23 protein-coding genes and 1 tRNA gene are annotated in these 24,998 nt (G+C 53.4%); 17 read left to right on the top strand and 7 right to left on the bottom strand.

Features of this window, described 5'->3' with window-relative positions:
• Positions 1–202 precede the first annotated feature (202 nt).
• The 7 genes from SH248x_RS01815 to SH248x_RS01785 all read left to right on the top strand — a co-directional run bounded on the left by SH248x_RS01815 (position 203) and on the right by SH248x_RS01785 (position 5,859).
• Positions 203–802: a response regulator transcription factor gene (locus SH248x_RS01815; RefSeq protein ID WP_459558567.1), complete on the top strand. Its 600-nt coding sequence runs from the start codon at positions 203–205 to the stop codon at positions 800–802.
• Positions 799–1,338, top strand: a complete 540-nt coding sequence (locus tag SH248x_RS01810; RefSeq protein ID WP_459556804.1) for a hypothetical protein — start codon at positions 799–801, stop codon at positions 1,336–1,338. The genes SH248x_RS01815 and SH248x_RS01810 overlap by 4 nt, the downstream gene beginning before the upstream one ends.
• Entirely contained in the window at positions 1,335–2,240 is a 906-nt protein-coding gene (locus SH248x_RS01805) for a sensor histidine kinase (RefSeq protein WP_459556803.1), read from the top strand. The genes SH248x_RS01810 and SH248x_RS01805 overlap by 4 nt, the downstream gene beginning before the upstream one ends.
• 749 nt (positions 2,241–2,989) lie before the next feature.
• Entirely contained in the window at positions 2,990–3,772 is a 783-nt protein-coding gene (locus SH248x_RS01800; protein ID WP_459558566.1) for a DUF1559 domain-containing protein, read from the top strand.
• 35 nt (positions 3,773–3,807) lie between these two features.
• On the top strand, positions 3,808–4,176 hold the full coding sequence (locus SH248x_RS01795; protein WP_459556802.1) for a BlaI/MecI/CopY family transcriptional regulator: 369 nt from the start codon (positions 3,808–3,810) through the stop codon (positions 4,174–4,176).
• Positions 4,173–5,093 carry a hypothetical protein gene (locus SH248x_RS01790; RefSeq protein ID WP_459556801.1) on the top strand — a complete coding sequence of 307 codons (921 nt, stop codon included), beginning with the start codon at positions 4,173–4,175 and terminating at the stop codon, positions 5,091–5,093. The genes SH248x_RS01795 and SH248x_RS01790 overlap by 4 nt, the downstream gene beginning before the upstream one ends.
• A gap of 226 nt (positions 5,094–5,319) precedes the next feature.
• A complete protein-coding gene (locus tag SH248x_RS01785; protein WP_459556799.1) occupies positions 5,320–5,859 on the top strand; it encodes a methyltransferase family protein in 540 nt (179 codons plus the stop codon).
• A gap of 880 nt (positions 5,860–6,739) precedes the next feature.
• Here SH248x_RS01785 and SH248x_RS01780 read toward each other — a convergent pair.
• From SH248x_RS01780 to SH248x_RS01755, 6 genes are all read right to left on the bottom strand, one after another.
• Complete coding sequence (locus SH248x_RS01780) at positions 6,740–7,033, bottom strand: hypothetical protein (protein ID WP_459556798.1); 294 nt, start codon at positions 7,031–7,033, stop codon at positions 6,740–6,742.
• Positions 7,034–7,079: 46 nt separating this feature from the next.
• A complete protein-coding gene (locus tag SH248x_RS01775; protein WP_459556797.1) occupies positions 7,080–7,487 on the bottom strand; it encodes a transposase in 408 nt (135 codons plus the stop codon).
• On the bottom strand, positions 7,478–7,906 hold the full coding sequence (locus tag SH248x_RS01770; RefSeq protein ID WP_459556796.1) for a transposase: 429 nt from the start codon (positions 7,904–7,906) through the stop codon (positions 7,478–7,480). Before SH248x_RS01770 ends, SH248x_RS01775 begins: the two co-directional genes overlap by 10 nt.
• Positions 7,907–8,156: 250 nt before the next feature.
• Positions 8,157–8,753, bottom strand: coding sequence for a hypothetical protein (locus SH248x_RS01765; protein WP_459556795.1), 597 nt, complete (start codon positions 8,751–8,753; stop codon positions 8,157–8,159).
• Positions 8,754–9,398: 645 nt separating this feature from the next.
• Positions 9,399–10,145: a heavy-metal-associated domain-containing protein gene (locus tag SH248x_RS01760; protein ID WP_459556794.1), complete on the bottom strand. Its 747-nt coding sequence runs from the start codon at positions 10,143–10,145 to the stop codon at positions 9,399–9,401.
• Positions 10,146–10,149: 4 nt separating this feature from the next.
• Positions 10,150–10,572: a MerR family transcriptional regulator gene (locus SH248x_RS01755; RefSeq protein ID WP_459556793.1), complete on the bottom strand. Its 423-nt coding sequence runs from the start codon at positions 10,570–10,572 to the stop codon at positions 10,150–10,152.
• Positions 10,573–11,604: 1,032 nt separating this feature from the next.
• Here SH248x_RS01755 and SH248x_RS01750 point away from each other — a divergent pair.
• From SH248x_RS01750 to SH248x_RS01705, 10 genes are all read left to right on the top strand, one after another.
• Positions 11,605–12,486: a hypothetical protein gene (locus SH248x_RS01750; protein ID WP_459556792.1), complete on the top strand. Its 882-nt coding sequence runs from the start codon at positions 11,605–11,607 to the stop codon at positions 12,484–12,486.
• Between the two features lie 65 nt (positions 12,487–12,551).
• A complete protein-coding gene (locus SH248x_RS01745) occupies positions 12,552–12,935 on the top strand; it encodes a hypothetical protein (protein WP_459556791.1) in 384 nt (127 codons plus the stop codon).
• Positions 12,936–13,053: 118 nt separating this feature from the next.
• Positions 13,054–13,701, top strand: coding sequence for a hypothetical protein (locus SH248x_RS01740; protein WP_459556790.1), 648 nt, complete (start codon positions 13,054–13,056; stop codon positions 13,699–13,701).
• Positions 13,702–13,754: 53 nt separating this feature from the next.
• The gene (locus SH248x_RS01735; RefSeq protein ID WP_459556789.1) at positions 13,755–14,909 is read left to right on the top strand and encodes a sialidase family protein; all 1,155 of its coding nucleotides are present in this window, start codon (positions 13,755–13,757) and stop codon (positions 14,907–14,909) included.
• A gap of 24 nt (positions 14,910–14,933) precedes the next feature.
• Positions 14,934–15,821 (top strand): hypothetical protein, encoded by an 888-nt coding sequence (locus SH248x_RS01730; protein ID WP_459556788.1) that lies wholly within the window; start codon positions 14,934–14,936, stop codon positions 15,819–15,821.
• A 2-nt stretch (positions 15,822–15,823) separates the two neighbouring features.
• A complete protein-coding gene (locus SH248x_RS01725; RefSeq protein WP_459556787.1) occupies positions 15,824–18,046 on the top strand; it encodes an efflux RND transporter periplasmic adaptor subunit in 2,223 nt (740 codons plus the stop codon).
• Positions 18,047–18,048: 2 nt separating this feature from the next.
• Positions 18,049–21,672, top strand: coding sequence for an efflux RND transporter permease subunit (locus SH248x_RS01720; RefSeq protein WP_459556786.1), 3,624 nt, complete (start codon positions 18,049–18,051; stop codon positions 21,670–21,672).
• Between the two features lie 667 nt (positions 21,673–22,339).
• Positions 22,340–22,413, top strand: a tRNA-Arg gene (locus SH248x_RS01715).
• Positions 22,414–22,530: 117 nt separating this feature from the next.
• Positions 22,531–23,772, top strand: a complete 1,242-nt coding sequence (locus tag SH248x_RS01710; RefSeq protein WP_459556785.1) for a tyrosine-type recombinase/integrase — start codon at positions 22,531–22,533, stop codon at positions 23,770–23,772.
• Positions 23,773–23,900: 128 nt separating this feature from the next.
• Positions 23,901–24,386 carry a hypothetical protein gene (locus SH248x_RS01705; RefSeq protein ID WP_459556784.1) on the top strand — a complete coding sequence of 162 codons (486 nt, stop codon included), beginning with the start codon at positions 23,901–23,903 and terminating at the stop codon, positions 24,384–24,386.
• Positions 24,387–24,667: 281 nt separating this feature from the next.
• On the opposite strand, the gene SH248x_RS01700 is transcribed toward SH248x_RS01705, so the two are convergent.
• The gene (locus SH248x_RS01700; RefSeq protein ID WP_459556783.1) at positions 24,668–24,817 is read right to left on the bottom strand and encodes a hypothetical protein; all 150 of its coding nucleotides are present in this window, start codon (positions 24,815–24,817) and stop codon (positions 24,668–24,670) included.
• Positions 24,818–24,998 lie beyond the last annotated feature (181 nt).

Genomic DNA, 24,998 nt, shown 5'->3' with positions numbered 1-24,998 from the left:
AATCAGTGATTAAATTCAAAGTCGCGGGTAGCGCAAAGTTTTGTGTTACCCGTTTCATTTCATGAAAAACTACTTCACACCCGTCACAATTTTGCTGACCATTTCCATTTCTGAACTGTTCGCCGATGAAACTGCTTATTGTCGAAGACTATCGACCATTACTTGACGCGATTTCTCAGGCGTTGAGAGAGAGTCCGGCTACATTGTCGAGTCGGCTAATAACGGTGCCGACGGACTCTTCGCTGCACGCACGGCCGATTTTGACTGCATCATCCTGGATTGGATGTTACCACAGCTCTCTGGTATCGAAATCCTGAAACAACTAAGACACGAGGGTAATCGAGTTCCCATCATCATGTTGACAGCGAAAGACACGACACAGGACCGTGTCGAGGGGCTTGATTCCGGTGCAGATGATTATCTCATTAAACCATTCACGCTCGCAGAACTCGCAGCCCGTGTGCGCGCAATGATACGACGCCGTTATCAGGTCAATTCGTCGACGCTTCGTTTTGATGATATGACGATTGATCTGGCTGCCAAATCCGCCATGAGAGCAGGACAGCAGATCGAACTCACGGCGAAGGAATTTGCCTTGTTGGAACTTCTTGCTCTACGCGCAGGGCAGGTCGTTTCACGAATCGATATTTGGAATCACATTTACGATGAAAATGATGATTCCACGAGCAACGTTGTCGATGTTTACATCGGCTACCTGCGACGCAAATTAGAAGCCCATGGTGGCCAGCGATTGATCCACACGCGACGTGGATTTGGCTATGTACTGGAATGCCAGACATGATTCACTCACTCCGTTGGCGAGTCATGCTGGGAACAGCGGGATTGACTGCGGTCTTCCTGGTCGCTGCTGGTGTCGCCATGATGCTGCTTCTTAAGCAGTCATTGCTGAAGCAGCTCGACACCCATTTGGATTCCGCCGGTCAAAGCCTGACCACCGCGTTCGAAAGCCATGATGAGAAACCCCACATTGAATGGGAAGGCATTGGCGATGGCCCGCCAATTATTTTTCGTGCCAGGGATTCTAACGGCAAAATTCTGACACAGTCCAGTTTGCCAGTTTCGATGGCGGACGAGAAACGCCCTCAATTGATCGGCGATGGTTCTCAAACAGGCGACGCACTTCTCTCCGATGGCTCTCTGGGACGGTATCTGCTGCTTTCGTTCATCCCCCACCTCGAAGGTGGGCACGAGCATGAGGACGAAGACGATGATAATCATCGAGATGAACAGTCTGCCCTGATGCAACGCATTCCCAAGCCGCCGCATCGCGGATTTATCTCCAAGTCGCTGCTCCCCTCTCTGAAATTCACAACGTGATCAACCTCGCGACACGTCAGGTCTTCCTCGTGTCATCGCTGGCAGTTGTTGCAGCAACGCTTTTGATCTGGCCGCTGACGACCATGATGATCCACCCGCTTAACCAGCTTTCAGCACAAATCAATCAGCTTCACCCGCGTGATCTCCAGCAGCGTATCGATATCACCGACTGCCCTTCGGAACTCATTCCGGTCGTTCATCGACTCAATGAATTCATCGTTCAGTTGGAAGAAGCCTTCGATAGAGAACGGACGACAACAGCAAACATCTCGCACGAACTCCGCACACCTCTCGCCGGGCTGATGGCAACTTTGGAAGTCGCAGCGTCGCGTCCACGTTCAACTGCGGAATACCAGACAACGATTAGCCAATCGACAGAGATTCTAAATCAGCTTCAGTCCCTTATCGAACGTATCCTTCTTTTGTCCAGACTCGATGCTTATAAGCTGGTCATTAATCCTGAATTGATTGACTTGAACAAACTGCTCCACGAAATCGCCAGCGGGTATCAGGTCGATTCATCGATCAAATGGCAGCTCGCAACAGGGATCATGATCAACACGGACAAGCCTTCGCTTACACTGATCATTCGAAACCTGTTGGCAAATGCGATCACATACTCTACTGCGCCAGACGCAATCGCGATCAGAACTCACCTGCAATCGGGTGAAGTCACAATCGAGCTGACAAACCCTTCAGCCGTAATCGCCCCATCTGATTTATCGCAACTTAAACAACGCTTCTTCCAATCTGACGCAAATCGAATCAGGAACGGCCAAAATGGCGGCCTCGGCCTAACTTTCTGTGATGAACTCGCCAATCTCATTCACGGCAAATTATCGCTGAGCCAAAGCCATGGGATATTCAGAGCAGTCGTAGCATTTCACAGTCATAACTCATAACTTTTTTATAGCACTGCTGTCTTCGGAGCTGTCAGCGTCGGCCCTTGGTTCCGAAGGCGGATGACACAAAACTAAGTCTTTGAACTTAATGCGTTTTACTTCTGCACATAGTGGAATCCGGCCAGTTTGGAAAGCAACGCATATTCAAACAACAATTGCAAAGATGCTCCGTTATTCGAGGTTGCTTCGTAGTTTCGATTTGTACCTCCAGAATTGCGATAAAGCCGCGTTCTGAATTGACAGTTTCTGCATCGTGCGGAAATAACAATTGAGATTTGCACCTTGAGAACAGGCAGGAAACGATACAACCCGAATACGGTAATACTTGCCTGCCATTAGTTGTTTGGGCGCGTGAGGTGAGGGAGTTTGTTTGAACAGAAGGCTGCCAGATCTTCCGAGCCAGCATTTTTCGTCGGCCAAGAAATAATAATCGGTATCTGGGTATCAATGTTCTACGCTGAACGAGAATTGCTTTTTGAAAAGCATATTCGAAGGCTCTCTGAATTGCGCACCACGTTAACGAAAGTCGTATTACTTGACATCGTGTGTTGTGCCTTTGTCAGCAGACGAAGGATTCTCTTGACACGAATCCTATGAATCTAGTATTTCAGTGTCGAGTAACGGGATGGAGGTCGATGAGTGCGGCCTAAGTCAGTCTCACAGGAAAGGATTCCATTATCAAAAGGTTCCCGCTCTGCCGTGGCGGTTCGACCACATTGACAAGATGTGGCCTGACCATTCTTGAATTGATGGTCGTGAGCGGAATTGTTTCCCTCCTGATGGCTCTACTGTTGCCTGCGATTATGTTGACCCGGGAGTCTGCACGCCGTCTGGAATGTACGAATCATCTTCGACAGATCGGAATGGCCTGTCACAATTATCACGATGTTCATTCTTGTCTTCCGGCAGCGTGGCAATATGACACGACAGGCCGATCAGCCTCTGGATGGGCTGTTCGACTTTTTCCCTATATCGACCAACAGAACTTGCTTGACGTTTCCGACCAAGTACTTTGCTCGGGATATTCTCCACTGGAAGAGAGTCGAACAACGTCACTCACGTTATTTCGCTGCCCGTCGGACGTTGCCCCGTTGACGTTCGATCTGTACGAATCAGGACCCGGCGGATTATCTCTCATTTTTCCTGTCGCAAACTATGTCGGCGTCTACGGAACATCAGAGCCTGATGAAATTCATCCGGTTCCTCCTGGGGACGGCACGTTTATCAATTCCAGGCCGGTCCGGTTTTCCGAACTGACGCGTGGGTTGAGTAATACCATCATCGTAGGAGAACGGTCGGTAGGAATTTTCCCGGCGTCCTGGCTTGGTTTCGACAGTCTGGACGAAGATGCCGAATGCCGGGTGGCAGGGAGTTCTTTTGAGGGGCCCAATTGTCGGCAATGCGATGAGTGCGAGTTTGGAAGCCGTCATGCTGGAGTCAGTGCGTTTCTTTTTGGCGACGGTCATGTACTGGGAATTGCGGACAAAATCGACAAAGCCGTCTATCAACAAATTGCTCGTCGCCACGAGTAACTGCATACGGTTCGGAGAAAGATCAGGATTCCATCATGGTGCATTTGACGCGAGGTGAACTGGAAATCATGGACGTGGTCTGGGATCGCAGACGAGCGACCGTGCAGGAAGTGTGCGATGCGCTCTCACGACCACTCGCCTACACGACAGTGATGACTGTACTCAAGACTTTGGAGATCAAGCGCCAAGCCGTCCATAAAGTCAAAGTCGGGCGTGCTTTCGTGTATGAACCATGTATTTCCAGAGAAGAAGCTTGTCAGACCCTTCTCGGACAACTGAAACAGTTTCTGTCCCGGCGTTCGGTAAAATGCCTGGTTCTCAATCTCATTCAAGATGATGAAATTTCACGGACCGATCTGGCTGAAATCAAAAATGCCATAGCCAAACTGGAGGGACGGAAATGACGTCTGCTCAGTTTTTGGAATTCATGATTTCGGTTTCGATACAGGTAGCCATTCTCGTCGGTATCACTTCACTCATCTGCCGAATTGTGGAAACACCTCGCCTGCAATGCCGACTGTGGAACACTTGCTGCCTGCTGATCCTTTTCATGACTATAGCTGGGTTGGTCCTGCCGCACTTACGTGTTCCAACTCCCTGGCGACAACTATCCCCTCGTGTTGTTGAACAGGTCGTGGTGATCGAAACGATTGCAGGGGAGATTGTTTTGGTGATCTGGAGTGTTGGCTTGTCTTTTACCGTTCTCCTCATCATCCGGGAATGGAAGCGAGCCTTTCGATTTTTGAAGACCTGCCGGCAGGCGAATGAAAATGAAAGAGCCGTGCTCGATCTAATCGATGATGCTTCGTGTCATCGGGACTCTCACCGGGCAAATCGCTTCGTACGCCTCCTAGTCAGCCGACAACTGGGAAGTCCTTTCTGCTTTCAATGGCATTCTCCTCACCTTGTGATTCCAGAATTTCTGCTACAACTTCCTCCAGACCAGATCAAGCTGATTGTCCGCCATGAAGAGCAGGGGCTCTCCGAGGAAAAGGACAAAGCGATCTTATTCTTCGGGCAGAGTGCGAGCATCATCGCTTTACGAGGACGGCGTTTGCTAGGCCGAGGAGAATCCCAGAATCCACATTCTGCTCATCCTTTATGGGAGCGGACGCATCTCTTTCTACCGGCATTGTCGGTGGCGGTGTGGTCCATTTGGATTCCCTTGGATGCGCTGGCTTCTTCCCGAAGCAGTTGGTCTCCATGGCCTCAATGGTCGGCGAATGTCTTGCGGACCTTCGAAATTCCTGCCCGGGATTTCGAACCTTATGAAATAGGCACTCGTTTGCACGAAATCTCAGATCAGCCTTACGGTAAGTAAACGGATCAGGTGTTGTCTGAATCCCACGCAATAGAAACTTTCTGCACCGAACTACGAGTTTTATAGTAAATAGGGTCCATCCATTTCCTTTCCATTACAAAGGTGCCTTATGACGACATTGGAATCGACGAACCTCTCATTTGCGACGGCTCTTCCACTCGGTCGAACCTCAATCGAACGCCGTCGTCGACCTCTCACTATATTCTTTGGTTTCACTGTTGCGTCTTTGTTACTCGTCAGCGGCAGTCAATGGCCACCTCACAGCATTTTCAGAGAAATTCTGTTTCTTGCGGGAATTTGTCTGGCCTCAATTGGAATGCTGGGGCGAACGTGGTGCAACCTGTTCATCTCGGGATACAAGACGAAAGTTCTGATTAAGACTGGACCTTATTCGATGTGCCGGAATCCGCTGTATTTTTTCAGTGCGATAGGCATGCTCGGCATCGGCCTGTGTTCCGGGACCCTCACAATTCCACTATTAATGTTGTCCTTTTTTGCCTGCTACTACCCTCAGATTATTCGCTGCGAGGAAGAGCGTCTTGTGGCGGCACATTCTTCAGACTTTCTGGCATACCAACGGAAGACTTCCACATTCTGGCCTCGTGTGACCCAGTATCAGGAACCGGAAACCTTCACGATGTTTCCTGGCGTTATGCGGAAGAACATCATGGATGCATTCTGGTTCCTCGCGCTCGCAGCGCTTGTCCATACCGGCGCGGATCTGCATGATGCTCATATCCTGCCGATGGTCTTTGAGATTTGGTAGCGTTGTCCTGCCCTCGGTTCCGAAGGCCAAACCACGTTTCGCTTGAGAAAATGCTAGTTATCGACGGAAGTCGTTGGTGCAAAAGAGTCTTGCAGGTATGAATTGAAGCGGCCATCGGTCGCCACGATTTACATATTTTACAGAGTTTTATAAATGTATGCTAAGGATTCTCGGACAGTTTTCGGACGTCGATTCAACATTCGGTCTATCAACCGCTCGCGTGCAGCACGTGCGGGGTGACAAGACGCCAATTGAAGTCTTTATCGCCGGGAGGAGGGGGTGGGAAACGGGGATTCGGCGGCAAATCGAGGGCAATCATGATTTTGGCCTTCGTTCCGATAACGAGACGCAGTCGCAGTGCATAGGATAGCTCGTTTTATTGATGGCGTTTTCCGAACTGGCACGCATGTGGGGCAGCCGGCACCAGAGCGAATTGGGACTGGCTTCTTTTTGAAGCCTGCCGCGTTGACTGATCTCGGCCAGTCCCCAGAGGCACTTAAGTCGGCTAATGTCCTTCTGGCCCAAAAGGGGCAATCCTCTTTCCCGACCCGGGGATTGTACCTGATCTTATTATGCCAGGTTTGGCGACGGCTCGCACTGAACTTGGCCTCCTGCTCAATTCAACCGCCTCCACCTGACTGGGATGATGCTCACGGGTGCCTGCCACCTCAATAACGACCTCGGTCATTGAAGCTGCCGACGTGACGAGCGCTTCCCGGATGCCCTGCGCAGGGCGAAAAGGTCGTGAGTGATCCGCAAGCCGTTACAATCAGGATAATCGTGTAAACCGGCGACTTGACCCGATTTGTCAATCGTCCGACTTCGAACCGACTTGCTTCACAACTTTTTGATCCCACTGGTCTACTGCTCTTATGAGCAGTCAGTGAGCACTCATGAGCAGCATCGTCGCAGCAAGATGGCTTTGCACGACTCCCACGGTGTTGACTCCCATGAGGGCCAGCGTCGCGGCGTTCGTCACCACGGGCTGAAAATTGGCCAGGTATGCCGCTCTGAGTGCGAGTTCGACGAACGGATTTGAGGTAAACGTGTCCTGCAAGAGTTGAGGGGGAATCGCACTCATAATGTTGCAACAGCTGGCTTGCGTACTCGCATGCCGGTCGCATCGCGAGCAACCTGGGTCTTTGGCGATCACCGCCTGTCTCGTGCCAGCCATAGATAGAGATACTTCTGGTCCTCCAAATCGAGTATTAGAACCTGTCCTAAAACGCCTTGAGCATAGTGAACACGAAGCCCAGCATCCAGAAGCCTTTGTAAAGATGACTATGGTATTCTTGTCGAACTTGCAAACGCCTGTACCACTTCATCCAGGCATTAGTACGTTCGATTTTGTAGCGGTGCCGGTACAGCTTGCGTTGGCGCTCGGTGAGTCGCTTGCGTGGCATGCCTTTGTGCTTGCGGTAGGGGGCGATCAGCGTCAGGCCATAGCCGTTGCTCAGCCGGCGGCGAAGGGGATCGCTGTCTGCGGCTTTGTCATAGATGAGCTTGGTTCGGCGTCGCGCCAAGACCAGCATCGTCATCACAAGGATTTCAATCAGCTTGACCTCGTGCGGACTGGCGCTGTCGACATGAATCGAGAGCGGCGTGCCGTGACCATCAGTCAGCAGCATGACCTTGCTGCCTCTGCCGATTTTGGTGTTGCCAACGTGTTGGCCCCCTTTTTTGCCGGGGCGAATGTCCCGTCTCCGATGAGTATTGTCAAATCGAGCTGGCCGAGTTTGGCCTTGGTCTTGAGCAGTCTCCGCCAGGCTTTTTTGATCAGCCCCGCTTCGACCCAGAGCTTGAAGCGGCCATGCACGACCGACTTGGAGGGATATTCCTGGCGTGGCAGCATCCTCCACTGGGCTCCCGTCTTCAGCACCCACAACGCCCCTTCAAAGCAGGCCCGATTGGGAACCGGAGGCCGCCCGCCACGGCGCGTCATCTCATTATCGAGAAACAAATCGGCGATCAGATTCCATTGTTCGTCGTTGAGAAAACGAGTTTGCGGTTCCGTCCTGGATCCCCGGTACAGGGATCGTCTTGGCATGAAGGTTCCTTCCCAAAAGTGCGAGTGTGAATGGCGATTCCAACCGCCAGACCACCTCACAGGCACAATCCATGCCAACCGATTCTGTACAGCATTTTAAGGGTTTGTGGACGGGTTCTAACACACATCGAGTTCCAAAACGCAAAAAGCCCGCGTCTCCATTCGGCGACGGGGGCAGTAGTATTTCGACGCAACAGAAATACATGTTATGGTTGTATGCTGAATGGCAGTATCCACGCGAGTACCGCGATTATGGCTTTGCTTGTCCAGAATGTTGTTCATGTCCAGACTTGGTTGACGGTAGTTCGATTCCAAGCTTTTTCATCATTGACAGGTGTTCGTTCTCAAACGCTTGAAGCTTAGTTTCAACTACAGAACAGTGTTCGCACATTAACTTTTCATCGACACGGTCATCTTTCATCGTCTTCCCCATCATCTCACAAGACTTTTCGCAATCAGTCAATAAATTCTGGAGTTTTTCGATATGCTCCTTTAATCCAGCCTCACCAGCAACATCAGATCCGAGCTTTGCAATTTCTGTCTTCGTTGCAGTCACATTTTGCTGGATGCCAAGTAAATGCTCCCGAGCAATTTCGACGGGAAGGTCATTTCGATTCTGGCCATACTTATTGAGTGCTCGTGCATGTGAATAAGCATTTTGCTGATAGGTCCATGCTGACAAAGGTCGATAGCCTCCGCCGATCGATCCCGAACGGGAATGTTGCTGTTGCATCTTCGTTTGCGCTTTTCGGGCAGCATTTGTATCGAACTGGGCTTCAGCAAGGTTGGCTGAAAATCCAACTATAGTTAACGCAATAAGTAACTTGGTTTGAATACACACAGACATGATTTGAATTCCTTAACTGGCGAATTGTTTAACGGCAGCAATAACCTGCGCGAGGTGCAGAGGTTTGATATTTGCTTACCGCCCGTTATTGAGATACAGCCATCTCATTGATTTTTCCTCCGCTCCAGCGATCAGCAGTCGAGAGATCACCGCCACTCTCAAAAGCATTGGGAAGACGAGCAGAACGTCGTTGTGAAGGAACTTCGATGCATCACGAAGCTCCTCAGAACAAGGCTATGAGGTAAGATGTGCAAATATGGGGGCGACCAAAGACGAATAAAGAAGATGAGTGATTGGCCTATTGTAGTGTCTTACGCGGAAAAGCACTTATCCAACGCGGCTTTGCCGCGTTGGACCTTCCCTAGGATCGCCTCTGCGGACTGATGCCAGCGGCAGTCTTTGGGGTTTTCGTTATGAAATGTGACAAATTCCTCGATGGCCTCAACCAGTTCTTTGACGCTGCGGGAGACGCCCCGCTTGAGTCGCTTATTACTTGTCTCTGCGAACCAGCACTCGATCGCATTCAGCCAAGACTGCTCGTCGGCGTGAAGTGGATATGCAACAACTCAGTGTGAAATAGGTTAATCCGCATACAACCGTTGGCACACAAACAAGCAGGTTGATCCGTATACTGCCGCTGGCACTTTATTTAGTGCCAGCGATCATGGCCAACATCGCCGCAGCCATGCCGGCCATCAGCAGGTCTTCGGTGAGCGTGACGTAGCTCATTGGCAGGTTGAACACGGCCCCCAAGCAGGCACAGCGGATTTTCCGCCGGGCGAGCAGGCTTTGCACCACCCCCACCGTGCTGACTCCCATGACGACCAGCGTCGCGGTGTTCGTAAACGCGGGTTGGAAGTTAGCCAGGTATGCCGCACCGAGTGCGAGTTCAACGAACGGATAGACGTACCCGTACCCGAGCCACCGCCGGGCGAGAATGTCGTAGCTGCTGTAAGACATGGCGAACGCGGGCACATCGAGCAACTTAAAAAAGCTGAAGACCAGGAAGAACCCGGCCATGAAGTTCCGCATGGCACGCTCCGTATCCAATCCACCAGCCGCCACCTCGGCCAACCCGACTGCTCCGAGCAGATACAAAAGAATCAGCACCAGCGGATAGTAGCTGGTCTTTGGCTCGTCTGCAGGTTGTGTCCCTGCACTCGGAGCCGGGGTGTCCGCAGACACTTCGCCCGCGACCTCATATCCCTTCTGCCGCAACAGTTCGCCCACACGGGCTGCAGTCACCTCGACCCCCTGCACGGTAAGCACCTTGTCCGGGGTGGACACATCGGCGTCCCATCGCTCAATGCCAGGTTCGGCGTCGAAGAGAGGCTGGATCGACTTCACGCAGGCAGCGCAACGCAGGTTGGTTTTCAGTTTGAGCGTTTTCATGACTTTATTCCTTTGAAATTGTTTTATCGTGATCTTGAAGTGTCGTGATGATGGGACATGCCGATGCCGGACCGTCTCCTTCACATGAATTGAGGAGGTTTGTCAGCGATTCCCGCATCGCAAGCAGGTCACGTACTTTTGCATGGATTTCAGTAATCTTGTTCTTCGCTCGCTCGCGCACGTCGGCCCGCCTGGCGTCCGGGTCGTCCCGCAGCCCAAGCAGGTCCTCGATTTCCTTGAGTGTGAAACCGACCTGCTGTGCGCGGCGTATAAATTTCAGCCGATCAACGGCATTCCCGTCGTATTGGCGATACGCGGAATGTTTTCGTTCCGGCGTTTGAAGCAAACCCTTGCGCTCGTAGAAACGCACCGTTTCGACACCCACATTGGCGGCTTTGGCAAGATGACTGATGGTGAATGACTTCATGACTGATCCTCATTGGACGATTCTAGGCTCCGTACCATGGTACGGAGTCAAGGAAAAAATCGAGATTTTTCTCCGTCTGAGAAATGACCCCCGGTGGGCATCAACCCAGATGCCAGTGAATTCTTCTGCCGCACCGGCTCGTATAGTCGTTCCGGGCAGCTCCGAAATACCAGAAACGCTCGGTAACGATGCAACTGCAATTGATTTTCCACAGCCAAGTGCGATACTTTTCCAGTAGTCAAAACACTCAGCCAAGATTTTAATACAACCGACGGAGGTTGTTTGTCTGAGTACCAAACTCTTGTTTGTCGCTGCTATGTTCCGATCTCTTCTCACTGCGTACATGCTGCTGATGGCGACGGGGACCAACCCGTGCTGTTGTGCAATGTCGCGTTTGGTGGGGATGGTGAGAACGTCAAGCAGTGGTGGACACTGTCTGGATGAAGCCGCTCCGGCCTGTTGTGGTGGCTTGGTCACTCGCTCCAGTCGAGTTCAACAAACGCCTGATCCGGTCAGCTTTGTCTCCGAGGAGCAGCATGCTCCCGAGCATTCTTGCAAATGCGTGTCGAAAGCGTGCAAAAGTCTCCCACCCGAACGGTCCGCCATCGTAGGTCAGTTTCGCTCGTGGGCGGACCATGTGAATATGGACTGGATAGTCCCCCTGACACCAGTGGCTTCCGATGCCCACGAATGGGCTCTTCTCGCTGCGACATCACCGCCCCCGCCTCGATCGGGACGGAGTACGCGCATCGCACTCTGCTCTTGGCGCTGCTAAACGCCCGCGTTCTTGCAACTTGAGCCCGCTCCGGCAACGCCGGTACATGCTCGTTGCTGAACCTCTTAGATCCGCCGTTTTTGATCCGCCGTGTCGCGAAACTGATGCCCTGCATTGAGCCACCTCGGCTGAGGTGTTGCGTCGCGACCTCCACGAAAATGTGCTAACCGATCGTGCGCACCGTCTGTGCAGAGGCCCAGGCGCATCCATATCAACGCAAATCTTATTACGCCCCTCAAATGACAAGGACTTGGAACATGAAATTCTACCAGACTTTCTTGCTGGCCGGGCTCGCCGTGGCTGGCTTGTGGATGATGCAAGGCTGCACAGATCAAAGTAAGCCTGAAGTGACTCAAGAATCTCAATCAACGACATCGGCCCCGCCAGCCCCGGTCGTCCCAGCGGCGTCTTCGCCAAATGCCACGGAAGCCGAACACGGACATAAACCAGGTGCTCACGGCGGAATCATGATTTCGCTCGGTCGCGACAGTTACCACGCGGAAGCTGTGTTTGAGAGAGGCGGCATCCTCCGCATCTACATGCTTGGTAAAGACGAATCGCGCGTCATCGACGTGGAGAAGCAATCCCTCAAGGCCTTCGCGAAGGCCGAAGGTGACACGAACGCCGTTCCATTTACGCTCGTGCCTAAGCCGCAAGACGGCGACGCGGAAAGTCGAACGTCTCAATTTGTGGGCACCTTACCAGAAGGATTGGCGGACCGATCCCTGGACATCACGATTCCCAATCTCGTGATTTCAGGAGAACGATTTCGACTGGGGTTCAAATCGAACGACAGCGACCACGATACCGGGATGCCGGACAAAGTGGCAGATGCCGAGGAGCGGGCTCTCTATCTGACGCCAGGCGGAATCTACACCGAAGCCGATATCCAGGCCAACGGGAATGTCACGGCATCACTCAAGTTCAAAGGCCTGAAATCCTCGCACGACATGTTCCCCCAGCCAGGGGACAAGATTTGCCCGGTGACCGAAACAAAGGCCAACCCCCAGTTTACCTGGATCGTGGGTGGCAAGCCTTACGAGTTCTGTTGCCCGCCATGCGTCGATGAGTTCGTCAAGATGGCAAAACAATCCCCGGATGAGATTCAACCTCCCGGCGATTACGTCAAAGCCAAGTAGTGTTCTCTTAACCTAAGCACCTTCCACCAATCCACAACGAATCAAACCTCTTCTGGAGTCAGTCTATGAAATCAACTTTGCTCGCCGTTCTTGGCATCTGTTTTGGGGTTGCCCTGATGTCCTTGTCGGGCTGCGGCTCGGCTCAAAATGAGAGTCCGGCGAAGTCAGCTCAAACCGAATACGGAAATCACGATGTGAGTGGCGAACAAGCAGCCAGTCTCGCGAAGCTCAGCAGCGAAGACCGGTTGCTTGCTGAGGCGCAAGGCTATTGTGCGGTCAGCGAGGAACCGCTCGGTTCGATGGGTCCGCCAATCAAGCTCATCATCAACGACCAACCTGTCTTCGTGTGCTGTAAAGGATGCAACACGAAGGCGCAATCCAATCCGGATGCAACGCTGGCCAAGGTGGCCGAGTTGAAATCCAAAGTGATGGCAGAGGCTATACAGTAGGCTCGTGCACGTTGCCGTACTGGCCCCTCCGAAGAATTCTGACTATTGGGTGATTTCCAAGTGGCCACAGCGCCGCTGCCACTCAGTGGTCTTCAGCAACGAAGAATGGAGAAACATCATGAATGTGAATCGTCTATTACCAGCAGTGGTCAGCGCGAGCGTGCTGTTCGTGGCTTGTCTGTTCGTTGTCCCAGCTTTGTCCCAGGACAAACTTGGTCATAACCATAACGACGGTCATGATCCGAAGCAGGCGACGGCCAAGATCGAAGCCGCGCTGGCAGAGCTACCCAAGACTGACCGTTCACAGGCCGATGCGCAGCGATATTGCCCCGTGATGGACACTGTTCGTCTCGGGGCGATGGGGACGCCGGTTAAAGCCATGATTGAAGGCAAGCCGGTTTTCCTGTGCTGCGAGGGCTGTCAGGACGAAGCTGCGGAGAAGGGCAAGGAAACGTTGGCTAAGGCCCAGAAGCTCAAGCGGGCCACTGCATCCCTGGCGAAGCTTCCTGCGGCGGATCAACCACTTGCAGAATCGCAATTATTCTGTGCAGTCGCGGAAGGGAGCCGCCTGGGTTCAATGGGCACGCCTGTCAAGCTGATGCTTGAGGGGAAACCTGTTTTCCTTTGCTGCAAGGGGTGTGAGGCTTCGGCTCACGCTCATGTTCAAGAGACGTTGGCAAAGGTGGAAGAGATCAAAAAAGCTAACGCGAAGGCCGCCCATCACGACGAGGACAAGCAAGGCCAACGTCCCGTACTTAAGAAGTAAGGCTCTATCGAACTGGTTTATTCCTCGACACTTACCTCACTGGAGCTGAAACCATGAATGCTCGCTCGATCTGCGTGTGCATGATGTTGTTGTGGTCGTCAACGGCCACAACTTACGGCGAATCGGCTCCGCGATTGCTGGCCGAAGGCAATGGCGCGAAAGCACCCAAGCAGCCCCAGGCATTTGTGGGGCCAGATGGAACAGTCGATGTCGTCTTCAGCGTCGGTGATGAGATTCGGCTGCACACTTCGCATGATCGCGGGGAGACCTTCAAAGCAGCTACGGCCTCCATGCCGTGCCGTAATCTGGCCTCTGGCATGAGGCGTGGCCCGCGAGTGGTGCGAACGAAGACGGCAGTGATTGTCACGGCGATTGGCGGTACTCAGGGCGGCGGCAAGGACGGTGATTTGCTGGCCTGGCGCTCCACCGATGATGGAGCGTCGTGGTCGCAGCCAATCCGAGTGAACGACAGTGCGGATGCGGCTCGCGAAGGTCTGCACGGCATGTCCGTGTCGGCGAATGGCGACGTTTCCTGCGTATGGCTCGATCTTCGTAGCGGGAAGACCGAAGTCTACATGGCCAATAGCGAGGACGATGGACAAACCTGGAAGCCAAACGTCCGCGTCTACCGTTCGCCAGACGGCAGCGTGTGCGAGTGCTGTCACCCTTCCGTAGTTGCAGGTCCGAAAGGCGCAACGGCAGTTTTGTTCCGCAATTCGCTCGGCGGAAATCGGAACATGTTTCTGGCCACGAGCCACGATGAGAAGTCGTTTGCCCGCGCGAGACAACTGGGGAAAGCCTCGTGGAAACTGGACGCCTGCCCGATGGATGGCGGGATGTTGGCGTCGGATGGTAACGAGGGACTGGTCACGATTTGGCGTCGAGAAGGCCACGTGTTCGCGACCTTTACCGATGGATCGTCCGAACAACGTCTCGGACCGGGACAACAGCCGTGGGCGGCATGGTCAGCAGCCGGTCCCCTCATGGTCTGGACGCAAGGTCGCGAAGGCTCCTTATCGCTGCAAATGGGAAAAGCTGGCTCGCCGCGCGAGTTAGCCTCAAAAGCTCGCGATCCTGTGGTGGCGTCGCATCCGACGAGTGAGTTCGCTGTCGTCTGCTGGGAATCTCAAAAGGGCAACGACCGGCAAGTCATGATTCAGTTTGTCAGCACGCCTGAAAAACAACGGTCGAAATCAACCACAAAATAACGTCGTGCATTTAATAAAACCTCATTGGAAAAGGCATTCATCATGCGAGTGATTTGGTGTGCAGCAGGATTACTTCTATTAACGGTTGGTTGTGGAAAGCCAGAGGTACCCACTCCAGCGAAAACAAGTGCGAATCAACCGGTCGATGCGCACGCAGGCCACGCAAAGCATGAGCACCACTCGTCCGAGCAGAAGAAGTGGAAGCTCACGCTGGAAACAGAACCGACGACACCGAAAGCTGGGGAACCCATCACGCTCAAAGGGCACATTCAAAGCCAAGATGGCACCCGCGTCACGTCGTTTGACGTGATCCACGAAAAGCTCGTCCATCTCATCGTCGTGCGAGAAGGCCTGGATGAATTTGCCCACCTTCATCCGGAAGTGAACAGCTCCGGCAGCATGTCGGTTTCCTACGAATTTCCCAAGTCGGGAAACTACCGGCTGTTCGTCGACTTCCAACCCAAAGGTCAACAGCAGACTCTGGCAACTGGGGAAATCACGGTTGCTGGCCCGACCTCACCGCCCCAGAAGCTGGTCGCGAACGTGTCAAACGAAGTGGTCGTCGGCTCCATCAAGGCCCGCGTTGATATCCAGGCGTCGAAGCCTGAGACCGTCATGAGTTTCCAACTGCTGGATGCTGATGGCGCGGCGGTGACCGATCTGCAGCCGTATCTGGGGGCGATGGGCCATTTGGTCATCATCAGTGCCGACGGTCGCGAGTACGTTCACGCACATCCTACGGGCGATGCCACCTCGGCACCGGACGGTGTCGTCAAGTTCGCTGCACATTTCGCGCAATCAGGACTCTATAAGGCATGGGGGCAATTCCAGCGAAACGGTGATGTGCTCACAGTGCCCTATGTTTTGAACCATGAATCAGATTCCGCATCAACCCATCATAAGGAGCACTAGCCATGTGCCTCTCCGTTTCTCTCAAGCCTCAATGCCTGGTTGTTCTGGTCATCTTGATGATCACAACGGCTGCGTATGGGCATGAAGGGCATCAGCCACTTCCTACCAAAGGCGTGCAGATCGATCTGAAAGCCGGACACTTGACGCTCAGCCGATCTGCGCGTGACGTGTTGGATGTCCGCACAGTGGAGGTGCGAACGGGACAGGTTGACGCGGGCGTGCGTGCCTATGCAACCATCGTTGCTCCTTGGACGCATCATGCCTTCGTCGCGTCGCGATTGTCCGGCAAAGTTGTCACGTTGCATGTTCGTCCGGGCGATGTTGTTAAACAGGGGCAAGTGCTTGCCGAGATTGATAGCCTCGACCTGCAAACCTTACAACTCGACTATCAGCAGGCCGTCAACGATCTGGAGCTCTCGCAAAAACTCCTGGCATCCGTGACGCCGGCGGCACTAGTGGGGGCAGTCCCCGGCAACCAACTGGCGGAGGCTGAAAACACCCATCAGCTCAACCAAAACACGCTTGAAGTTTTGCGGGCCAAGGCCGCCGGATTGCAAGTGGAAGAAGCCAGACTTGCTTTCAGCGAAGATCCTGCTGCCAATTCGCCGCGTCTGAAAATCATCAGCCCGATTTCAGGAGTGGTCGTCCATGCGGATATCGCGGTCGGCAAGTTCGTTGAACCGACCGAACACCTATTCGAAATTGTGGACACATCGAAAGTCTGGGCCAGGATTGGCGTCCTGGAGAGCGATCTCCATCGAGTTCAAGTCGACCAATCGGTACGTCTTGTCTTTAACGCGGCGCCGGGGCTTGAAATTGAGGCTCGAATCGACACGGTCGGGTCCATGCTTGATCCTCTGACTCACCAAGCGACGGCTTGGGCGACCATTAATAATTCCAAGTCGCCGTTTCGCCTCCTGCCTGGGATGACCGGGCAGGCCAGGTTTCAAGCCATGAATCGTCCCGAAGGGGCAGTCGTACCAACTTCGTCTGTTTTCAGTGACGGAGCCGAGCGATATGTGTTCGTCGAAGAAGCCTCGACGAAAGAAAGTTCTGAATACCGCAAGAAACCAGTCGTGGTGGGCCGACAAACATTGGAACTGGCGCAGCTTGTCGCGGGAGATGTCTATCCCGGCGACCGGGTTGTGACTCGCGGCGGCCATGAATTGTCGAGTCTGTTTCTCCTGGGGGTCTTGAGGCTCAGTCCCCAGACGGCCCGCAGCATTGGCCTTTCGGTCGAAAGCGTCTCCAGGCACAGCGTTGAACAGATCCTCGCCGTTGACGGAGCGGTCGATATTCCTCCTCAACGACGAACAACAGCCTCCTCTCAATTGCAGGGCAGTATTCACGCGATCCGAGTCGGCCGCGGTCAGGAGGTTAAGTCGGGCGACATCCTGGCGGACATCGTCAGTTTGGAATTACAGGACCTCCAACTGCAACTAATCAAGGCGCATCTCGACCATGAGCTCTGGGAAAACCTCTTAAATCGTCTCCAAGGTGCCAAGGAAGCCGTCTCCAAGCGGACGGTGCTGGAAACGCAAGGACGAGTCAAGACGCTTTATACGCAGTATCTCAATCTCCAGCAGAAACTTCGCAGCCTCGGGCTTTCCGCGGCACAGGTTCGCGACATTGTGGAGACAAGACAAATTGTCGAGACGCTGCCGGTCCGAGCGCCCATCGACGGAGTCGTGGTCGAGTTCGATCAGGTGTTGGGGCAGGTTATCCGCGCCGACGAGTCTTTGTTCGAGATTCACAACCTGTCACAAGCACGAATCCAGGCGTATGTCAGTGAGCAGGATACGTCACGTTTGCAGGTTGGGCAGTCCGCCCGCATTCGGCTTGTGTCAAAGCCGGATGTGGAACTGACAGGGACCGTAGAGCGTGTGGGGCCAGTCCTTGGTGCGGAAAGCCGAACACAAGCCGCCTGGATCACGTTGCAACCGCCTGAAGAATTTCGCCTGCAACACAACATGCTTACCCGCGTCCATCTGACGACGGGCCAACCCGCTCCGACACTTGCTGTCCCGAGCAGTGCCGTGGTGAACGACGGCCTTCGGAGCTTTGTATTCATTCAAAACGGCGATGGCAGTTTTGATCGACGACTTGTGCGGACGGGACGCGCGGATGACCGTTTCATTGAAGTAACGGACGGCTTATCCGTGGATGATCGAATCGCAGTCGGCGGCGTGTCCCAATTGCAAACCGCTTTTGCCGCTCTGAGATAAGGATGAACGCCATGCTCAATGGAATCATTTCCTTTTCACTCAAGAATCGTGCCCTTGTGCTGATTGCCGCACTGGTAATCAGCATCGCAGGCGCTGTGCAACTGCGTGAGATGCCCGTCGACGTTTTTCCGGACTTGAACCGCCCGACCGTCACGATCATGACCGAAACGCCAGGGCTGGCGCCCGAAGAAGTCGAAGTCTTGGTGACGCGGCCCATCGAATATCTGCTCAACGGCGCGACGGGAGTGCAGCGAGTGCGGTCCGCATCGGGAATCGGCTTGTCGATTGTCTGGGTCGAATTCGACTGGGGGACGGACATTTATCGTGACCGACAAATCGTCGCGGAAAAACTGCAACTGGCCCGCGAACGACTGCCCGCCGACAGCAACCCGGTCATGGCCCCCATCTCGTCTATCATGGGCGAAATCATGCTGCTCGGCCTGCGATCCACCGCCGAGACAAAAACTGACGAAGAAAAAGCCGCCAAAGCGATGGAACTGCGGACTTTGGGAGAGTTCGCGCTTCGCAATCGCTTGCTGGCCGTCGAGGGCGTCTCGCAAGTCACGGTGATGGGAGGAGTCCTCAAGCAATACCAAATCCTCACATCACCCGCCCGTCTGGCCGCCCATAACGTGACACTCCAGCAACTGACAGAAGCGGCACGCAAAGCGAACGTCATCGCCGGTGGCGGCGTGATGGTTCGCGATACCAAGGAATCGCTGCTGCGGATCAGCGGCCAAAGCCTGACGCTCGAAGAAATCCAAGACACTCCTGTTGTCTGGCGCAATCCCGTTCCTGTGCGGATACGGGACGTGGCCGAAATCCGATTTGGCGGTCCGATCAAGCGCGGCGACGGCAGCGCATGGGCGAAAATCGATCCCGATGTGAATGCGGCCATCAGCGAAACCCCTTCACATGACCATCAGTCTTCGTCCCCTGATGATAGCCACCCCAGAGCTCATGGTACTCAGGACCACCATCAACAGGACGACTCGACCGAGTTTCATGACCACCCGTTGAAACTCAGCGGCGGTCCTGCCGTCATTATGACCGTGCAAAAGCAGCCCAATGCCAACACGCTGGTTCTTGACGAGCGAATTGAGGAGGTGCTCGATTCGTTGCAGAAGGAATTGCCGCCCGATGTGGTCATCGAGAGGAACATCTTCAAACAGGCGGATTTTATCGAGACGGCTGTCGAGAATGTCATCGAGGCCGTTCGCGATGGCGCGATCTGGGTCGTCGTTGTCTTGTTTCTATTGATGGGCAACTTTCGGACGAGCCTGAGTTCGCTGACCTCAATGCCTCTATCGATTCTGCTCACCATTCTCGTGTTCCACTGGTTGGGCATTTCCATCAATACGATGACACTGGGTGGCATTGCGGTCGCCATTGGAGATCTCGTGGATGATTCGATCGTCGACATCGAGAACATTTACCGTCGTCTGAAGGAAAACCGTCACCTTCCGGTCGAGCAACAACGCCCGGCTTTGGACGTCATCTATGACGCCTCGACCGAAGTGCGTAATTCCATTGTCTATGCCACGGTCATTGTCATTCTCGTGATGTTTCCGCTGTTCTCAATGGCGGGACTGGAAGGCCGGATGTTCGCGCCCTTGGGAATTGCCTACATCATCTCACTTCTTTGCTCGCTGGTCGTATCGCTCACATTTACGCCTGTCTTTGGTTCGATGCTGCTGCCACGGGCGCGGTTGCTTGACCAGAGAGCCGACCCGTTGCTCCTGAGATGGCTCAAGCAAATCACTGAAAAGGTACTTCGGTTCACGCTGCAGCATGCGACGCTGGTCCTGGCAACTGTGGCAGTCATGGTGACGATCTCCTGTGCCAGCATTTTCTGGATGGGAGGTGAGTTTCTGCCTCCGTTCAACGAAGGCACCTTGACCATCAGCCTACGAATGGAGCCTGGTACAAGCCTTGCCGAGAGTCAACGGGTGGCGGCTCGTGCCGAGCGGCTGATTCTCGTTGTGCCAGAGGTTCTTTCCGTTTCCCGTCGAACAGGCCGTGCCGAACTGGATGAACACGCCGAAGGGGTCAACTCGTCAGAAATTGATGTCCGCCTGGCGGAACATTCTATTGAAAAACCGGGCTGGGGATACGCGGCGCTACGCTTAGTTCCCATCGCGCATCTATGGAGTTTTGACTCGGTGGGCCGTCCTCGTGAAGAAGTGATCTCTGATGTCCGTGATCGCATCTCCAACATTCCCGGCGCGGCCGTTAACATCGGACAGCCGATCTCGCACCGACTTGACCATATGATGTCAGGGATTCGCGCTCAAATTGCCGTGAAGATTTTTGGTCAGGACCTGCGCGAGCTGCGCACGGCCGCTTATGACGCACAGGAGAAAATGCAAACTGTGCCCGGTGTCGTCGATTTGCAAATCGAACCACAGGTCGAAATCTCGCAGGTCCGCCTCAAGGTCAAACGTGAGGAGGCCGCTCGTTACGGACTGGCTCCCGGCGATGTCGCACAACTGCTGGAAACCGCCTACAAGGGACGCGTTGTCTCTCAGGTTCTCGACGAAGATCGTTATTTCGGCCTAGTCGTCTGGTTCGACGAGGCATCGCGAAATGATCCCGCGACCATCAACGAGACCATCCTGGAGACTCCTTCAGGACGCAGCGTGGCTCTCGGGCAGGTCGCTGAAATCCTCGACACCACTGGCCCGAACACATTGAACCGCGAGCATGTGCAACGCAGATTGGTCGTCTTCTGCAACGTTCAGGGTCGCGACCTGGCCAGTGTGGTCTCCGACATAAAGACAGCACTTCAGCCGGTCGAAGACGGCCTGCGTAAGCTTCCCGGCAGCTACTACGTAGAATACAGCGGCCAATTTGAAGCGCAGCAGGAAGCCAACCGCCGCTTGATGCTACTTGGCTCACTGAGTGTCGTGGGTGTTTTCTTATTGCTGTGCAAAGCGTTGGAATCCTGGCGTGCCGCACTTCAGGTGCTGGTCAACATCCCGCTGGCCGCGTTTGGTTCGGTCGTCACGCTGCTTCTGGTGAACCGCCCCGAGTGGGCGACATTGGCCGCAGCCCCGTGGTGGGAATGGCCGCGCATATGGGTGAGCGCGACGAGCCTGTCGGTCGCCCATTGGGTTGGCTTCATCACACTGATCGGCGTCGTCAGCCGCAACGGGATCATGATGATTTCCCATTACATTCACCTGATGAAATATGAAGGCGAAACGTTTTCCGAGGCCATGATCGTGCGAGGCAGCCTCGAAAGACTGGCACCGGTGATGATGACGGCTATGACCAGCTTCATTGGCCTGCTGCCATTGCTGTTTGGAGCGGGACAAACCGGCAAGGAGATTTTGTACCCTCTGGCGCTCGTGGTGTTTGGCGGAATGCTGACCTCGACCATTCTCGACCAGTTGGTCACGCCTGCACTGTTTTTCAAATTCGGGCGCAAGGTGTATGAACGCCCCCCGTCCGGGGATACGCTGACAACCGCAAACCTAGAACAACAGAGAGAGGAAGACAAACCGGGGCAATCGTCCGACATCGCTCGGCTTGGCCATGATAGCGAAGAGACAATTGAAACTTCAGGCATGCCGGACACTCAGGCATCCCCCTCGGTTCCGAAGACCGATGCTCAACAGCGTTGAGCGTCAGCTTCAGAAGAATTAGTCCGAATTACCGTCCGATTCGTAGTCCGATAAGTGCTCTTCTCTCACCGGACGTGTATGGCGTTCCAGTCACCTAAGTGTCTAACAACGCACGACTTAAGACACAAAATTATTATCGCTGATTCCCATCCCCTTCGTCTCCACTGAAAAAGGCCATTTACGCTTGTCGTAAGTGGCCTTTTTTATTGCACTGAGAGTGATTTTGATACCCGTCAAAGCGGATTCAAATCTGAAATACACGCCCCGAAAACCCCAAAAGCGGCATCTGTCACCCAGCTCTACAACCTGCTACGAAAACAATCTTGTATCAATCCCCTGCAGGCTTCCTGGCCCGCAGCCGTGTATCTCCAATTGGAGTTCCCTTGCCTATCCATCCACTCTTTTCACACGAATGCCCGTTCAGCACTAGAATAAGCAAAAATCAGAGCATGGTTTGCTCCCCAGATTAGTTGCAGCCTCACCAAGATTTCGAGTAGAATGGACTCCCGTTGACGACGTCCCCTTAACAACATGACCGCAAAATCCGTCAAGCCGAAAAACAGCTGCACGGAAGAGCACAGCAATCAATTGCCTACTCGAAACGTTGCAAAACGTACGCGTGATATATTTACGTTATCAACGTAAATTCCTAAACTGCAAGACTTAAGCACTCGTAGCTCAATTGGATAGAGCATCGGTCTTCGGAACCGAGGGTTATAGGTTCGAATCCTATCGAGTGCATTTCCATAACATCTGCTGAATCCTAGCTTTAGGTTACCGGCTGTCCCACAGCTGCGCGGCATCCACTACCGGATTATTCGGTTTTACTACCGGATTATCCCGAGAAAGGTCCGTCGCATGCCTCGTAAATCGGGAGCCGTCCCGTCGTATCGCCTGCACCGTGCTACTGGTCAGGCCGTTGTCACCATCGCTGGCAAAGATCATTATCTGGGTTCGCACAACTCCGATGAGAGCCGTCAGAAGTACCATCTGTTGATCTCTGATTGGAGCAGGTCACAAGCAACTCAACCAGGCTCAGCCCCCCTGTCGTTGCCAGTCAGTTCAACAAGCAGTCTGCTCGTCGATGAGATGCTGGTCCGGTACTTGAGATACGCTAAGACGTATTATTCAAAAAATGGTGTTGCGACCAAAGAGCTTGGCGCGATGCGGGACATCGTGAAGACGCTTTCAGCACGCCACGGTGTTCTCTTGGCGTCCACCTTCGGCCCTAAGGTGCTCAAAGAATTCCGAAGCTACCTGGTGTCCACGAAGCTTTGTCGAAACGAAGTCAACAAACGAGTTGGCCGGGTCGTTCGGATCTTCAAATGGGCAGCGTCGGAAGAGTTGATTGGCGGTGAGCAATATCACGCTCTTCAATCAGTTGACGGACTTAAGTACGGTCGAACGGACGCGCGAGAGTCAGAGCCGGTTAAACCAGTGGATGATGTCGTCGCGCTGAAAACCGCTGAATATGCGTCGCCAGTGGTATCAGCAATGATCCAACTGCAATTGTTGACTGGCATGAGGCCAGGCGAGGTCACGCAGATGCGACTCGAGGATATCGACCGATCTGAAAACATCTGGTTTTATCGGGCAGATGAGCACAAAAATAAATGGCGCGGACATGATCGTGTCGTCGCGCTGGGACCACAATGTCAACAGGTTCTGTTGCCTCTCATTGAAGGCCGTGAAACTGGCTATCTCTTTTCGCCGGCGGACTCTGAACGGCAGCGCCATCAACTTCGTCAGATGAAAACCTCGTCGACGCGCAAGACGAAAATCTACCCGAGTGAAGTGAAGTCACGTGAGCGACGGATCGCGGAGAGAGTCGAGAAAACGAAGCGGTGGGGAGCAAGATACGACACCGATTCGTATCGGCGAGCGGTGTCTTACGCGATCAAACGTGCTCGTAAATCGGGTGAGAATATTCCGCACTGGCATCCGCATCAAATACGTCATACGTTCGCGACAAAGGTGCGGAAGAGTTTCGGCGCTGAAGGTGTTCAGGCTGGATTAGGACATGCAAATCTCAATTTGGTAGAGGTTTACGCCGAGAAGAATCAACAATTGCTACGCCAGATCGCCGAGCGGATGAGTTAGCATCATGTTTGTGGAATTGCCAACATCGTTAATCGAGATACAATCCAACCCGCCAAGACTTGGCGATCGAAACAAGATGTTCCGACTCTTAAACTGGGATGGTATTCATTCTTTGAGGAGATGAGAACATGTATGGGATTGGGACGCAGCTGGAAGCTGAGGGGATGAAGATGACGTGTTGCCTCACCGGACGAGAAACTTATTTCGAAGGGCGCAACACATCCGCAACCCGGCGGCAGATAATTTTCGGGTTATTGACAAGTCGAATGCGGGAAGTGGTTCCTTATTCTGAAATCATGGCTGCTATTGATATTAACGATGGATCTTCTATCGAAGTTTTGTATCCCGAAATGAGCCGCGTCCGCCGACACGCTAAGGAGTTGGGACTCAAGCTGATCTCAAGGCGGGGCGAAGGATACATGCTATTCGAACCCGATGAGAGAGCAATGCAAAGGATCAATGCATGCAACTTTTACATGGCCGTTCTAGAACAGAGGGAAAATCCTTCGGCCTTAAATGGTATTGAAGCCCCGTCAGACTTTGTGATTGATAATCTTGCGAGATGGGGTTTGGTTGACGAGCGGAAACTGTCCCACGAACGCGTCTACGCGTAAAAATCCGATGAGTTGACAAAGAGCCCGGGCGTGAATTCATCACTTCCGGGCTCTTTTCTTTTCTGCAGCGAACACGATCCAAGGTTTCTGAATCTTGTCAGGATCAATTCTGCGATAAGAATGGCCCTGATGTGAATCGCCATTACGGCATTCTGTTATTGCAATCAGCCCCATTCAAGATGACCGGACGCTGTGTGCTCCAACAACTGTTTGGAATACACCCCATGAGAGAAAGAAAAAGTAAAACTGGGAAGCCTTCGCCACGTGAACTGGCGAAGTTGTTACAGGAGAACCGCCAGTTGCAGACTGGCGAGAATCGCCTGATTCACAATGGGAGCAAATTTTTTTACTTCGAAACAGGAAGATTTGTGTGTCGGGCGGATAGTCAGATTCGGACTGAAATCATTCAGACGATCAGACAGAGCGGTCATGAAGCCACAACTTCTCTCGTTAACAAAGTTCTTAGTGAACTAAAGACTTTGACTGCAGGTCGTGTCCCTGAGCTCGACGCGGTCTCTGGAATTTCGCTTCGAAACGGATTTTTACCATTCGGAAACGCCGTCCACGGGGGACCAGAGCTACTTCAGCATTCCCCAAGCCGCAACTCCAGTT

The sequence above is a fragment of the Lacunimicrobium album genome, from assembly GCF_052161635.1.
In the GTDB taxonomy this organism is placed as follows: domain Bacteria; phylum Planctomycetota; class Planctomycetia; order Planctomycetales; family Planctomycetaceae; genus SXPC01.
The sequence above is the reverse complement of the archived record's forward strand: the minus strand, read 5'-3'. Positions and strand labels throughout refer to the sequence as shown.

Coding starts and splice junctions, on each gene's coding strand:
- SH248x_RS01810 (WP_459556804.1), top strand. CDS start 799: ATGATTCACTCACTCCGTTGGCGAGTCATGCTGGGAACAGCGGGATTG.
- SH248x_RS01800 (WP_459558566.1), top strand. CDS start 2,990: ATGGTCGTGAGCGGAATTGTTTCCCTCCTGATGGCTCTACTGTTGCCT.
- SH248x_RS01795 (WP_459556802.1), top strand. CDS start 3,808: ATGGTGCATTTGACGCGAGGTGAACTGGAAATCATGGACGTGGTCTGG.
- SH248x_RS01790 (WP_459556801.1), top strand. CDS start 4,173: ATGACGTCTGCTCAGTTTTTGGAATTCATGATTTCGGTTTCGATACAG.
- SH248x_RS01780 (WP_459556798.1), bottom strand. CDS start 7,033: ATGGCTGGCACGAGACAGGCGGTGATCGCCAAAGACCCAGGTTGCTCG.
- SH248x_RS01775 (WP_459556797.1), bottom strand. CDS start 7,487: ATGCTGCTGACTGATGGTCACGGCACGCCGCTCTCGATTCATGTCGAC.
- SH248x_RS01770 (WP_459556796.1), bottom strand. CDS start 7,906: ATGCCAAGACGATCCCTGTACCGGGGATCCAGGACGGAACCGCAAACT.
- SH248x_RS01765 (WP_459556795.1), bottom strand. CDS start 8,753: ATGTCTGTGTGTATTCAAACCAAGTTACTTATTGCGTTAACTATAGTT.
- SH248x_RS01760 (WP_459556794.1), bottom strand. CDS start 10,145: ATGAAAACGCTCAAACTGAAAACCAACCTGCGTTGCGCTGCCTGCGTG.
- SH248x_RS01755 (WP_459556793.1), bottom strand. CDS start 10,572: ATGAAGTCATTCACCATCAGTCATCTTGCCAAAGCCGCCAATGTGGGT.
- SH248x_RS01750 (WP_459556792.1), top strand. CDS start 11,605: ATGAAATTCTACCAGACTTTCTTGCTGGCCGGGCTCGCCGTGGCTGGC.
- SH248x_RS01745 (WP_459556791.1), top strand. CDS start 12,552: ATGAAATCAACTTTGCTCGCCGTTCTTGGCATCTGTTTTGGGGTTGCC.
- SH248x_RS01740 (WP_459556790.1), top strand. CDS start 13,054: ATGAATGTGAATCGTCTATTACCAGCAGTGGTCAGCGCGAGCGTGCTG.
- SH248x_RS01735 (WP_459556789.1), top strand. CDS start 13,755: ATGAATGCTCGCTCGATCTGCGTGTGCATGATGTTGTTGTGGTCGTCA.
- SH248x_RS01725 (WP_459556787.1), top strand. CDS start 15,824: ATGTGCCTCTCCGTTTCTCTCAAGCCTCAATGCCTGGTTGTTCTGGTC.
- SH248x_RS01720 (WP_459556786.1), top strand. CDS start 18,049: ATGAACGCCATGCTCAATGGAATCATTTCCTTTTCACTCAAGAATCGT.
- SH248x_RS01710 (WP_459556785.1), top strand. CDS start 22,531: ATGCCTCGTAAATCGGGAGCCGTCCCGTCGTATCGCCTGCACCGTGCT.
- SH248x_RS01705 (WP_459556784.1), top strand. CDS start 23,901: ATGTATGGGATTGGGACGCAGCTGGAAGCTGAGGGGATGAAGATGACG.
- SH248x_RS01700 (WP_459556783.1), bottom strand. CDS start 24,817: ATGACCGCTCTGTCTGATCGTCTGAATGATTTCAGTCCGAATCTGACT.